Here is a 12,494-nt window from a genome sequence, read left to right on the forward strand (position 1 = left end):
ATAGAAATAGAGCGAGAATTCACAATGACTTATGTTCTTGGCATTGACTCTTCCACGCAGTCGTGCAAAGCGGTATTGGTTGATGCTGCTTCAGGCGAAATCGTAGATCAAGCTCGTGCTAGCCACCCAGGCGGGACGCAAGTAGATCCGGCGGAGTGGATTGCGGCTCTGGACAAGGCCACCGATGGCCTGCTTAAGAAAGCTGATGCCGTCGCCGTTGCTGGTCAACAGCACGGCATGGTGGCCTTGGATAAAGATAATCACACCGTGCGTGATGCCATGTTGTGGAATGATGTGTCCTCAGCTGATGCTGCTGCAGCGCTTGTCGATGAATTAGGTGGCCGCAAAAAGACCGTCGACCTGACGGGTTCTGTGCTGGTGGCTTCTTTTACCGGCACCAAGTTGCGCTGGTTGCGCGATAATGAACCGGACAATGCCCAGCGGGTCTCGAAGGTTGTGCTGCCGCACGATTATCTCACCTGGCATCTAGGTCAGCGCCAGGATTTTACCACCGACCACGGTGATGCCTCCGGTACTGGCTATTACTCCACGCGCGAGCGCCGCTTCTTACCCGAATTAGCTGAGCAATTCTTAGGCCATAGCGTTAAGCTGCCGCGTATTGCAGAGCCCAGTGAGATTGTGGGACGTACTTCTTCGGGTGCTGCGATCGCCGCGGGTACTGGCGATAATATGGCTGCCGCCCTGGGCTTAGATTTGCAGCCCGGTGATGTGTGCGTATCCGTTGGTACCTCTGGTGTAGCGAGCGCCTGGAGTGCAGAAAGCGTACACGATGAAACTGGTTTGGTCACCGGTTTCACCGATGCCACTGGGGCATACTTGCCACTGGCATGTACGTTAAATGGCGCGAAGGTGCTCGATTTCGCAGCCAACCTTTTGGGAGTTGACCACCACGGGCTCTCCGAAATGGCGCTTGCGGGTAATTCTTCAGTAACACTATTGCCGTATTTCGACGGTGAGCGCACTCCCAACCGGCCACATGCCAGCGGATTGCTCACCGGCCTGCGCACCGATACCACCCGTGAGGACTTTGCACGCGGAGTGGTCGAAGGCTTGCTGTGTTCTATGCTCGATGCCATTGAGGCAGTCGAAAAAGCCATGGGACATAAGGCCAAGCGCGTGTTATTAACCGGTGGCGCCGCACGCAGTCAAGCGATGCAACAGCTTGCCCCGAGTATCTTCGGCGTCGATGTCATCTTGCCTGCACCCGGCGAATATGTCGCCTTGGGTGCTGCCCGTCAAGCAGCGTGGGCATTATCTGGTGAAGATGCACCACCGCAGTGGGATCTGGCGGGCACGACAACACATAGCGGTGAAGCTAACCTGGAAACTGTTGCCCGCTATCAGAAACTTCGGGATTTGACCGCGAGCTTCTAGACTTAGAAGTATGCAACGTTGGGTTCTGCACATAGATATGGATGCGTTTTTCGCATCCTGTGAGCAATTAACCCGGCCAACTTTAATGGGCCGACCAGTCTTGGTCGGCGGCATGTCGGGGCGTGGTGTGGTAGCCGGCGCATCTTATGAGGCCCGCAAATACGGTGCGCGCTCCGCGATGCCGATGTATCGCGCCCAACAACTCATCGGCGCCAAAGCAGTTGTGGTGCGCCCGCGCTTTGAGGTCTACCGGCTGGCATCGCAACGCGTCTTTCATTACTTGCAACAACGCGTCGATCTCATCGAACAGCTCAGTATCGATGAGGGATACATGGAACCAGCCGAACTAGTTGGTGCCAGCGCCGAGGAAGTCGAAGCCTGGGCGCATCAAATCCGCGCTGAAATCCGCGAACAAACCGGTTTGCCCGCGTCCATCGGCGCCGGTTCCGGCAAGCAATTTGCCAAGATTGGCTCGGGCCAAGCCAAACCCGATGGCGCCTTTGTGATTCCCGCAGATAAACAAGAGGAAATGCTGCATCCCTTGGACGTGGAAGAACTCTGGGGCGTGGGACCAGTGACCGCCACCAAGCTGCATTCCATAGGTGTGAACACCATCGGGGATCTTGCGCGGTTGAGCCAACGCGAAGTCGAGATTACTCTCGGCACTACTATTGGACCGTCCTTGTGGATGATGGCTCGCGGCGTCGATGACCGCCCAGTAGCCCCGCGCGCTGAATCCAAATCGGTCTCCGCCGAGCACACTTACCCGCAAGATCTCACCACCAAAGACGAAGTCGATGGTGCTTTAGAACGCGCCCTGACCGGTGCGCACCGCCGCTTGTTAAAAGACGGACGCGGGGCGCGTACCGTCACAGTCAAAATGCGCATGGCAGATTTTCACAGTGAGACCAGGTCTTTAACCCTTGGTTATGCCACCGACGATATTGCGACCTTGCGCAAAGCCATGCAATCACTTGCGCGCTACCCAGCAGAACTGGGGCCCATCCGCCTAGTGGGCGTAGGGTTTTCGGGACTAGAATCCGAGCGCCAAGACGTGCTATTCCCCGAACTTGACCAAGCCGTCATCAGCACCGAAACCACCTTCGAAGAAGACACCACTGCCACCAAACGCACCTGGCACGCCACCCAAGATGTCTATCACCCCGACTATGGCCACGGCTGGATCCAAGGAACCGGCCACGGCTTTGTCAGCGTGCGCTTTGAAACCCGCGCCACCGGACCTGGCCCATTCAAGTCTTTCGCAGCCGACGATGAAAAGCTCCAACCCGCCGATCCCGTGGACTCTTTAGCCTGGGACTTAGAAGCCTTAGACCTGGATTGATAATCGCCGAAGCGATTAGCGATTAACGGTTAGCGATTAATCCTTAAAGGAGATTGGACACATCGGTATCCGTTGCCAACGCCGCAAGCAACACCATGCGTGCTTGCCCGGCGCGCAAAGTACCGGTGCCCAAAGCACCCGCCTGCGCAAGCGTGGCCCCGCCGCCGTCGCCGCCATAGGCCAAAGTCACCGAACCTTCAGGAACGTGCGTGGTAATGAGCACGGGGATACCGGCATCCAGGGCATCCTTGACACCTTCGCCCATCTCCGAGCCCATATTGCCTGAGCCCAGACCCTCCACAATGATGCCGTTGATACCGGAGGCAACGGCGGCATCGACAAGCAAGCGCGGCGCGCCGGGCCATGCGGAAATGATGACAACATCCTGACCCGCTAGCGGGGCCAGTGGGAGAGTAGGGCGCGTGCGGATTTTCTGCGAGGTAGCTTGAAACGCCTCCAGCGCGGAAGTATGAGCTTTGAAAGCCCCGCGCGCAGGAATAGTCAGCCCACCAAAACGGATGCTCACCCCCGGCGCACCGTTAGCTGCATAAGAAATAGCATCCGCCAAGTTTTGCGGGCCATCAGATTCAAGGTGATCAAAAGAGCGCTGCGCGCCGGTAATTACCACGGGCTTTTTACCAGTGTGGAAAAGCTCCAAAGCCATCGCGGTATCTTCCATGGAATCGGTGCCGTGGGTAATAACAACCCCGGCGATGGAATCATCGGCAAGCAATGCGTGCACACGCTGCAGCAGATCGTCTAGATCCGTCAACGATAAAGACGAAGAATCCAGACGCACTGAATCAACCGGTGAGATCTCCACGTCGGATGGCGTAGATATCTCATGTGCTGCTTCTACTAGCTCAGCTGCGGAAACGGTGGGCACTAAAGCCCCGTTGGCATCGGTGGTGCAGGCAATGGTGCCGCCGGTTGCTACTACTGCAATAATTTTGGACATAGAGCAAGCTTAAAGCATTGGCGTAAAGTCATTGGTTAAAAGTTTGAAGAAACCCTGTGAATTACAACGCGGGTTCTTTTATCGACCAAGCTGGCCGGTAGGATTGACGAAGAATAAAACCGTTGAAGGAGATTAGTTGATTTTACGTAAACTGACCGCCGGCTTCCTAGCCGCCACCGCTGCTACCGCCCTGGTTGCGTGCTCGTCTGATTCCGAATCTGATTCGGCAGACTCCGCAGAAAGCGCAGCACCAGAAACCCAAGCCGAAGAATCCTCAGATGCTCCGGCGTCTTCTGAACTGCCAACGGCCACTGACCTCAACTCCATCTTGGCCACCGCAACGGACTCTGCAGCTTCCGAAGAAGACAAGGTAAAGACCGTTCAGGGTGGCGAAACTGCGCCTGAGCTGTTTGAGACCATGGCAGCCTCCAAGGCAGAATCCGGCGCTAACTTTGAGGTTGTCGACCCAGTTATCCCTGGTTATTCTCCAGACTCGGTTTTGGCAACGGTTAACTTCACCGTTCCAGAAGAGCCTTCACAAACGGCAGAAAACGTTGAATTCGTCTTCGAAGAAGGCACCTGGAAGCTGTCCCAGTCGTGGGCTTGCACCCTGATCTCAAATACCGTGACCCCAGATCAGGTTCCAGAAATGTGCACTGACGGCACGGTAGACACGGGCTCCAATGAGGTCACCCAGTAAAATCCACCAGGATTTTACTGCCGCTAGAGGGATTTGGCCTTTCGGAATTTATTGGCCTAGCGGGCAACCAGCCCTTCGCAGTTAGGCTGACAATAAAGCGAATGCCCTTCGAGATTGTGAAATCCGAAGGGCATTCGCTTTTTATATCCTTAAGCCTAGGGCCCGTGAGAATCCTTAAGACTCTTGTGCGGCTGGGCTGAACTGCATCCGCGTATTGGTTGATTGCAATACGCGGATTTCTGATTCTTCCGTGCCGTAGGTAACCCGCGTGGCAATATCAATATCGCCGCGAATCGGCAGAGGCTGAGAAAAATCAATGCTCAAATTGCCCGAAGAACGCGTGGTGGAATCTAGCACTTCTAGCTCTCCGCCGTCTTCCATCGTCAAAGCACCCAAAGCAGGGCGCTGGCTAATATCGACTGATAGCTCAGCACCGGTATCGGTGAGCTCTTCCAAGGTGTAGGTGGTGGTCTGTAGCAAAGTAGATTCACCGGAAGTACGTGAATCCAGGGTCCACACGGCCCCCTCGCCAATCTCTTCTTCTGGAAAAACAATCGGCATCGAGGTTAGCTCCACGATGGCTTGCTCCAAGATGGAGCGGGCATCATCGTTAGCTGACTGCGGGGCAGCCAAGCGCAGGGAAGAGACCTGGCCGGCATCATCGGCGCGCCAACCAAACTGAAAGCCATCGCCGGATTCCACATTCAGCGCATCTGTACCGCTATAAGTTGGCGAAGACAACGTCATAAACGCATTGCGTGTAGCAGGGGTTTGTTCCGGATCATCAGTAGCTTCAGAGACTTCCGCACGTAGATCAAAAGCAGTGGTGGCTTCCTCGGGAGCACCGGATTCAAAATTTTCGGCGACGCTCTTTTCTACGACGTCTTGAGAAAATCCTTCGGTTAATTCGAAGTGGGAATTTTGCTCAGTATTAACATCCTCATAGGACAACACTCGCTTGTCGCCGCTGCCGGCGTCTTCGACCGTCACGCGCGCGGCGTCAACGGGCGCTGCGACTGCTTGCTCTACTGCAGGTCCTGGTGGCTCATAACTACAGCCCGTAAGTACTAGTGCCAGGGCAAGAATGGAGGCTTTCACACGCATGCATTCAAACCTACCGGATGGCTGCCTCTACAATGGTTTAGGTGCGCTCAAATGTAAAGATGATGGCAGTGATTGTGATTGTCATTGCAGCAATAGACCAAGCCGTTAAACAGCTGATGCTCAGTTGGCTCAACCCCGGGGAAGCCGTCGCGGTTATCGGTGATTGGTTCCGGTTCTATCTGCTGTTTAATCCCGGCGCGGCCTTTTCCATGGGTGGAGAAGGATCGACCTGGTTATTTACCACCATTCAGCTGGGCTTTGTTATCGGAGTGGCCATTGCCGCACCGCGCATGAAAGACCGCTGGGAAGCAGTAGGTTTAGCTATGCTGGCTGGTGGCGCGTTGGGCAATTTGATTGACCGATTATTGCGCGAACCCGGCTTTTGGTTCGGTCACGTCGTGGATTATATTTCGGTGGGAAACTTCGCCGTATTCAATATTGCTGACGCCTCGATTACGGTAGGTGTGTTTGTATTTATTATTGCCATGTTGACTGAGGAGAGGAGGGCGAAACATGAACAGGGAAGTGCGGACCCTGCCAGTACCTGAAGGTATTGACGGATTGCGTGTGGATGCAGCCTTGTCCAAAATGTTGGGGCTATCGCGCACCATCACCGCAGATTTATGCGTGGAAGGTGCAGTGCTAGTCAATGGCAATACGGTATCGAAGTCAGATCGTTTAAGCGCCGGGCAGTGGGTGGAAGTTACTCTGCCTGAGCCTGCAGCACCGCTGGTTCCTAAAGAAGAGCTGGTCGAAGGAATGGACGTGGTCTATTCCGATGATGACATCATCGCGGTCAACAAGCCCGTTGGTGTGGCAGCGCATCCTTCCGTGGGTTGGGAAGGCCCCACGGTCATTGGTGGGTTGGCAGCGGCAGGTTTTAGGCTTTCTACCTCCGGCCCGCCAGAGCGCAAAGGCATTGTGCACCGCCTAGATGTTGGTACGTCTGGGGTTATGGTGGTTGCTTCTTCCGAACGTGCCTATTCAGCGTTGAAGGCAGCGTTTAAGGAGCGCACAGTGCACAAGACTTATCACGCGCTGGTGCAAGGTTTGCCTGATCCCATTGAGGGCACTATCGATGCCCCTATTGGCCGCCATCCATCATCGGGCTGGAAATTCGCAGTGACCGACGAAGGCAAGCACGCGATTACTCATTACAGTCTGATCGAGGCATTTCGCGAAGCATCGCTTCTCGATGTCCACCTAGAGACCGGCCGCACCCACCAAATCCGTGTGCACATGTCTGCCATTGGCCATCCCTGCTGCGGTGATCCGATGTATGGTTCTGACCCGAACCTTTCCAAGCGTCTGGGGCTGATTCGTCAATGGTTGCATGCGGTCAAGCTCGGGTTTGTGCACCCCGGCACCGGTCGCTGGATTGAGATCGAAACTAGCTACCCAGACGACCTGCAAAACGCTTTGGATGTCCTTCGTGGATAAGGAACCTCATTCTTCGGCGCCTCGGCAGGGTATGGCCAATGTGTCGGAGCGCGTAGTGCGACGACATCCAGGGCTTCGCCATCCGGCATACATCTACCGCCGGCGTCGCATCGCGGCACTGGGCATCTTAGCTTTTATCTTGTTGCTCGTGGTCTTTCTCGCTGGTGCGTGCGGGCCGGGGCCCACCCAGAGCCTGCAAGGCGATCAATTAGGACCTGATCCTGAAGAATCTGCGCAGGAGTATCAACAACGTGCAGCGCAAACTCTCGAAGACGCGCGCAAAGAGACCTATGCTTTGGTCACTTTCAATCCGGCTGTCGATGCCGCTACTGCGGCCGCTGCCGTCGAAGGTGCGCAACGCGCGAGCGCATTGATTACACAGGAAGATTTCGTGCCAATCGAAATTCCTGAGCCCATTGAAGGCGAAAGTCGCGAAGATGTATTTCACCGCGAGGTCGGCACTGAGAAGCTCAACTCCGTGATTATCTACGACGACGCTAAAGCATTGTCAGAAATCGCGCAAGGCGCAGATGTCTTTGCCGTCGAGGCTTCGCCGTCCGATGCTGCGTGGGGAAGTTTCGCTATTAGACCCTTGATGGTGAATGAGACAGGTGACAACTAATGGCCTTTCCCAAGAATCTGAACAAGCTTAAAACCTTCTCCTCGTGGCCCGCGAATTACCGCTTTGCCTATGCCATGGACATTGTCGGCATCTTCGTGTGCCTAGGCTTTTTCCTCTTTGGCAATCAACCAGCGGAAGGCCGGGTTCTCCTCGGCTTGGGCTTTATTGTTTGCCTAGCCCTGGGCTATTTGATGCCCGGCTGGGCTTTAAATGATGAGGAAGAAAAAGCCAAACGCGCCTGGCGGAAATAGTTTCTACTGTTCTTCGCTAGCAGGTAGCTGCACACGCCGGGACTTTCGCCGCATACGCACCATGTCAACCATGTACAGTGCGACTGCGAACCAGATGATGACAAAACCAATCCAGCGTTCAGAAGACATGTGTTCTTGGGTGACAAATACAGCCCACAGCAGCTGCATCGTTGGCGTCATGTACTGCAGCATGCCCACGGTCGACAGCGGCAAGAGTTTTGCGCCTTGGGCGAATAGAATCAGCGGCAATGCCGTAACCAGGCCCGATAGGATGAGCAGTGCAGTGTGGCTTGGCCCTTCAGACAAGAACGTAGACTCGCCATTAGCGCTTAAGTAACCGATGTAGAAAAGCGCAACGGGGGACATCACTAGGGTTTCGGCAGCAACGGAGCCAGCCGATGACACCTGCACCTGCTTTTTCAAAAGACCATAAATGCCAAAAGAGCCCGCCAGAAGCAGCGAAATCCATGGACCCTCGCCGGTCATCAAGGTCAGCCACAGTACAGCGATGGCAGCCACGCCGACTGCAGAAATCTGCAGCTTGCGCAGTTGTTCTTTCAACACGAGCACACCGAGTGCCACAGAGACCAGCGGGTTGATGAAGTATCCCAATGCTGCATCGGCCACGTGCCCGGAGTTGACCGCTAAAACATAGGTACCCCAGTTAACGGTAATGGCCACCGAGGCAGCGCTGAGCCACATCCACGTGCGCCGGCTTAACCGCGTTAGCTCCCGCCAAGTGCCGGTGAAGAGCAGATAGATAATGATTAATACCGCGGTCCAGATGATCCGGTGCGCCAAAATTTCCAATGGGGTTGCTGGGAGCAGCAGTGGGAAGAAGGCGGGAAAGACTCCCCACAATAAATAAGCCCCGATGGCAAATGGCATGGATGCCTCCGAATCAATCAAAGTCTCAAATTGTATTATGCAATTAGCACGTTACTCTAGTGGCGTAATACAGATTGCGCCAAGGTTAATGTGACAGGCCCGTCCGACCCAGCGCGTTCGAACCGAATGTGCCTCGAGCTGGTGATTCCCCCGATGTTGCCTAGATAGCTAGAATGACGATCATGGCCAAGAATTCCTCTTTTGTACACCTTCATAACCACACTGAATTTTCCATGCTCGATGGCATGGCCAAGGTTGATTTATTGGCAGAAGAGGTATCACGACAGGAAATGCCCGCCGTGGGTATGACGGACCACGGCAATATGTTCGGCTCCGACGCTTTCTACCGGCGCATGACCAAAGCCGGCGTGAAACCCATTATTGGTATCGAGGCCTATATGGCGCCTGGTTCGCGCTTTAATAAAAAGCGTCAACTATGGGGTACTCCGGATCAAAAACGTGATGACGTTTCCGCCTCCGGTGCCTATTTGCACCAGACCATGCTTGCAGAAAATGCCACGGGCCTGTCTAATCTTTTTAAGCTTTCTTCTCTTGCTTCCTATGAAGGACAGCTGGGTAAATGGCCGCGTATGGACGCTGAGCTGATTGCCGAACACGCTGACGGCATCATCGCAACGACCGGTTGTCCATCGGGTGATGTACAAACACGTCTGCGCTTGGGCCAATTCGACGAAGCGCTCGAAGCGGCTGCGATGTGGCAAGACATTTACGGCCGTGACAACTATTTTCTGGAGTTGATGGATCATGGCCTGGACATCGAAAAGCGCACGCGTGACGGCCTGCTAGAAATTGGCCGCAAGCTTGACCTGCCACCGCTGGTGACCAATGACTGCCACTACGTGCTGGAATCGCAGGCACCGGCGCACGAGGCTATGTTGTGTGTGCAAACCGGTAAGACCTTCATGGACCCAGACCGCTTTAAGTTCGACGGCACGGGCTACTACATCAAATCAGCTGCACAAATGCGTGAGCTGTGGGACCACATGGTGCCAGATGGCTGCGATAACACCTTGTGGATTGCTGAACGCGTCGAATCTTATGATGCCTTGTGGGAAGAACACACCCACGACCGCATGCCAATTGCCGATGTGCCTGAGGGACACACTCCAACCTCATGGTTGACCCATGAGGTGATGGAAGGACTCAAAGACCGCTTCAACGGTGAAGAGGTGCCTGAGGAATACGTCAAGCGCGCCGAATACGAAATCTCCGTTATCGATATGAAGGGCTACCCGTCCTACTTCCTTATCGTTGCCGAGATCATTAAGCATGCCCGCTCCATCGGTATTTGGGTTGGCCCTGGCCGTGGTTCTGCAGCGGGTGCTTTGGTGGCTTATGCCTTGACCATTACCAATATCGACCCGATTGAACACGACCTGCTGTTTGAGCGATTTTTGAACCCAGAGCGGCCCTCTGCACCCGATATCGATATCGACTTCGATGACCGCCGCCGTGGTGAGATGATCCAATACGCCGCTGAGCGATGGGGCGAAGACAAAATTGCGCAGGTTATTACCTTCGGTACCGTGAAAACCAAGCAGGCCATTAAGGATGCTGCGAAGGTGCACTTTGGCCAGCCTGGTTTCCAGATGGCTGACCGCATCAACGGCGCGCTGCCGCCGGCGATTATGGCGAAAGATATTCCGCTGTCTGGTATTACTGACCCGGAGCATGAGCGCTACTCTGAGGCCACCGAAGTGCGCCAAATGGTCGAAACCGACCCGGATGTTAAAAAGATTTATGACACCGCGCGTGGTCTCGAAGGCGTTGTCCGCCAGGCCGGCGTGCACGCCTGTGCGGTGATTATGGCCTCTGTCCGGTTGATGGACCACATTCCAATGTGGAAGCGCCCTGCCGATGGTGCTTATATCACCGGCTGGGACTACCCAGCATGTGAGGCCATTGGCCTGCTGAAGATGGACTTTCTGGGCCTGCGCAACCTCACGGTTATCGGTGACGCGCTGGCTAATATCAAGAAAAACCGCGGCATTGACCTCAACCTTGAGGACTTGCATGCCGATGACCCGCAGGTGTCCAAGGTCTACGACCTGCTCTCAAGCGGCGATACCCTAGGCGTGTTCCAGCTGGACTCCGGCGGTATGCAAGAGTTGCTGAAGCGCATGAAGCCAACTGGGTTTAAAGATATTGTGGCTTCGCTAGCGCTGTATCGTCCAGGACCGATGGGTGTGAACGCGCACTGGAACTACGCGGACCGTAAGAATGGGCGCCAGGAAATTACGCCTATTCACCCAGAGCTGGAAGAAGCACTGGAAGAAATTCTCGGCGAGACTTACGGCCTGATCGTGTATCAGGAGCAGATCATGCGTATTTCTCAGAAACTTGCGAACTACACCGCTGGTGAAGCAGATGGCTTCCGTAAAGCCATGGGTAAGAAGAAACCAGAAGTACTGGCCCAAGAATATGAGAAGTTTAGCCAGGGCATGTTCTCCAATGGTTACTCCAAGGGCGCGGTCGATGCGCTGTGGGGCACCATTGAGCCTTTCGCGTCGTATGCGTTTAACAAGTCCCACGCCGCAGGCTACGGACTGGTATCCTTCTGGACCGCGTACCTGAAGGCCTACTTCGCGCCGGAGTACATGGCCGCGCTTTTGACCTCGGTGGCGGATAAGAAAGACAAGTCCGCTATCTACTTGGCGGACTGCCGCCACCTTGGCATTAAGGTCTTGCCGCCGGATGTTAACGAGTCCGCTGAGGACTTCGAGGCTGTTGGCGAAGATATCCGCTTCGGCATGGGTGCGATCCGCAACGTGGGCTCGGAAGTGGTGGAATCGATCATCGAGGCGCGCCGGGAAAAGGGTGCTTTCAAGTCCTTCAGTGACTACCTGGATAAGATTTCGCTGATTGCGTGTACCAAGCGCGTGACGGAGTCTTTGATTAAGGCCGGTGCCTTTGACTCTTTGGGGCATCCGCGCAAGGGCTTGATGCTGATTCAAGAAGACGCCGTGGATTCGGTGCAGTCGACGAAGAAGGCGGCGGATAAGGGCCAGTTCGATCTCTTCGCCAGCTTCGGCGGCGATGAAGGTGGATCCGTTTCGACCTTTGCAATCGATGTTCCCGAGGAATCCTGGGACCGCAAGCACGAGCTCGCCCTCGAGCGAGAAATGCTGGGTCTTTATGTCTCTGGGCACCCACTCGATGGCTTCGAAGATGCCCTGGCGGCACAGACGGATACCGCCTTGACCACCGTGGTTGGTGGCGAGATGCGCAATGGTCAAGAGATGATCATCGGCGGCATTATCTCGGCTGTGGACCGTCGTTTCTCTAAGCGCGACGGCTCCCCGTGGGCAATTGTCACCATCGAAGATCACCACGGTGCGCAGGTAGAAATCTTGGTCTTTAACCAGGTCTATTCCTTAGTGGCTCCGCAGATTGTGGAAGATAATATTATTCTGGCCAAGGTTCAGGTGCGTGTGCGTGATGAGCGCACCAGCTTCTTCTGCAATGACATCCGAGTCCCAGAATTAGGCCCAGGAAATGGCGCTGGGTTGCCGCTGCGGCTGAGCATGCGTACGGACCAGTGCACGATGGAAAACATCGCAAAGCTTAAGCAAGTATTGGTCAATAACAAGGGCGATTCGGACGTGTATCTCACCCTGCTCAGTGGCGATGAATCCACGATGATGGTCTTAGGCGACCACCTGCGCGTAGAGCGTTCTTCCAGTTTGATGGGTGATCTCAAAGCCACCATGGGGACAGGGATTTTAGGCTAGACCAAGCGGTTCGCTACTCGTACACCAAACGGGGTAGGAGTA

Annotated in this window: 11 protein-coding genes; 8 read left to right on the forward strand and 3 right to left on the reverse strand. The window is 55.0% G+C overall.

Translation table 11 applies throughout. From position 1 onward, the window contains the following. Window positions 1-24: 24 nt before the first annotated feature. Both xylB and CSTAT_RS04880 read left to right on the forward strand, forming a co-directional pair. Window positions 25-1,395 carry a xylulokinase gene (gene xylB / locus CSTAT_RS04875; RefSeq protein ID WP_075722683.1) on the forward strand — a complete coding sequence of 457 codons (1,371 nt, stop codon included), beginning with the start codon at window positions 25-27 and terminating at the stop codon, window positions 1,393-1,395. A gap of 10 nt (window positions 1,396-1,405) precedes the next feature. Then, the gene (locus tag CSTAT_RS04880; protein WP_075722684.1) at window positions 1,406-2,737 is read left to right on the forward strand and encodes a DNA polymerase IV; all 1,332 of its coding nucleotides are present in this window, start codon (window positions 1,406-1,408) and stop codon (window positions 2,735-2,737) included. Window positions 2,738-2,780: 43 nt separating this feature from the next. Here the strand turns inward: CSTAT_RS04880 and CSTAT_RS04885 are convergent, their stop codons facing one another. Beyond that, window positions 2,781-3,695, reverse strand: coding sequence for an asparaginase (locus tag CSTAT_RS04885; RefSeq protein WP_075722685.1), 915 nt, complete (start codon window positions 3,693-3,695; stop codon window positions 2,781-2,783). Window positions 3,696-3,831: 136 nt separating this feature from the next. Between CSTAT_RS04885 and CSTAT_RS04890 the strand changes: the two genes are divergently transcribed. Further along, window positions 3,832-4,395 carry a WKL family lipoprotein gene (locus CSTAT_RS04890; RefSeq protein WP_066793183.1) on the forward strand — a complete coding sequence of 188 codons (564 nt, stop codon included), beginning with the start codon at window positions 3,832-3,834 and terminating at the stop codon, window positions 4,393-4,395. Between the two features lie 174 nt (window positions 4,396-4,569). Here the strand turns inward: CSTAT_RS04890 and CSTAT_RS04895 are convergent, their stop codons facing one another. Then, entirely contained in the window at window positions 4,570-5,499 is a 930-nt protein-coding gene (locus CSTAT_RS04895; RefSeq protein ID WP_075722686.1) for a hypothetical protein, read from the reverse strand. A 59-nt stretch (window positions 5,500-5,558) separates the two neighbouring features. Here CSTAT_RS04895 and lspA point away from each other — a divergent pair, with 59 nt between their 5' ends. Genes lspA through CSTAT_RS04915 form a run of 4 tightly spaced genes read left to right on the forward strand, consistent with a single transcriptional unit; the run spans window position 5,559 to window position 7,812 of the window. After that, window positions 5,559-6,047: a signal peptidase II gene (lspA, locus tag CSTAT_RS04900; RefSeq protein WP_075722687.1), complete on the forward strand. Its 489-nt coding sequence runs from the start codon at window positions 5,559-5,561 to the stop codon at window positions 6,045-6,047. Further along, on the forward strand, window positions 6,013-6,939 hold the full coding sequence (locus CSTAT_RS04905; RefSeq protein ID WP_066840802.1) for an RluA family pseudouridine synthase: 927 nt from the start codon (window positions 6,013-6,015) through the stop codon (window positions 6,937-6,939). The genes lspA and CSTAT_RS04905 overlap by 35 nt, the downstream gene beginning before the upstream one ends. Window positions 6,940-6,994: 55 nt before the next feature. Next, a complete protein-coding gene (locus CSTAT_RS04910) occupies window positions 6,995-7,561 on the forward strand; it encodes a hypothetical protein (protein WP_244892904.1) in 567 nt (188 codons plus the stop codon). Then, complete coding sequence (locus tag CSTAT_RS04915) at window positions 7,561-7,812, forward strand: hypothetical protein (RefSeq protein ID WP_075722688.1); 252 nt, start codon at window positions 7,561-7,563, stop codon at window positions 7,810-7,812. The genes CSTAT_RS04910 and CSTAT_RS04915 overlap by 1 nt, the downstream gene beginning before the upstream one ends. Before the next feature lie 3 nt (window positions 7,813-7,815). On the opposite strand, the gene rarD is transcribed toward CSTAT_RS04915, so the two are convergent. After that, window positions 7,816-8,700 (reverse strand): EamA family transporter RarD, encoded by an 885-nt coding sequence (rarD, locus tag CSTAT_RS04920; protein ID WP_066840808.1) that lies wholly within the window; start codon window positions 8,698-8,700, stop codon window positions 7,816-7,818. 182 nt (window positions 8,701-8,882) lie between these two features. Between rarD and dnaE the strand changes: the two genes are divergently transcribed. Continuing rightward, window positions 8,883-12,452, forward strand: a complete 3,570-nt coding sequence (gene dnaE, locus CSTAT_RS04925) for a DNA polymerase III subunit alpha (RefSeq protein ID WP_075723804.1) — start codon at window positions 8,883-8,885, stop codon at window positions 12,450-12,452. Window positions 12,453-12,494: the final 42 nt, after the last annotated feature.

It is taken from the genome of Corynebacterium stationis (assembly GCF_001941345.1).
Lineage (GTDB): Bacteria > Actinomycetota > Actinomycetes > Mycobacteriales > Mycobacteriaceae > Corynebacterium > Corynebacterium stationis.

Coding starts and splice junctions, on each gene's coding strand:
- xylB (WP_075722683.1), top strand. CDS start 25: ATGACTTATGTTCTTGGCATTGACTCTTCCACGCAGTCGTGCAAAGCG.
- CSTAT_RS04880 (WP_075722684.1), top strand. CDS start 1,406: ATGCAACGTTGGGTTCTGCACATAGATATGGATGCGTTTTTCGCATCC.
- CSTAT_RS04885 (WP_075722685.1), bottom strand. CDS start 3,695: ATGTCCAAAATTATTGCAGTAGTAGCAACCGGCGGCACCATTGCCTGC.
- CSTAT_RS04895 (WP_075722686.1), bottom strand. CDS start 5,499: ATGCGTGTGAAAGCCTCCATTCTTGCCCTGGCACTAGTACTTACGGGC.
- lspA (WP_075722687.1), top strand. CDS start 5,559: ATGATGGCAGTGATTGTGATTGTCATTGCAGCAATAGACCAAGCCGTT.
- CSTAT_RS04905 (WP_066840802.1), top strand. CDS start 6,013: ATGAACAGGGAAGTGCGGACCCTGCCAGTACCTGAAGGTATTGACGGA.
- CSTAT_RS04915 (WP_075722688.1), top strand. CDS start 7,561: ATGGCCTTTCCCAAGAATCTGAACAAGCTTAAAACCTTCTCCTCGTGG.
- rarD (WP_066840808.1), bottom strand. CDS start 8,700: ATGCCATTTGCCATCGGGGCTTATTTATTGTGGGGAGTCTTTCCCGCC.
- dnaE (WP_075723804.1), top strand. CDS start 8,883: ATGGCCAAGAATTCCTCTTTTGTACACCTTCATAACCACACTGAATTT.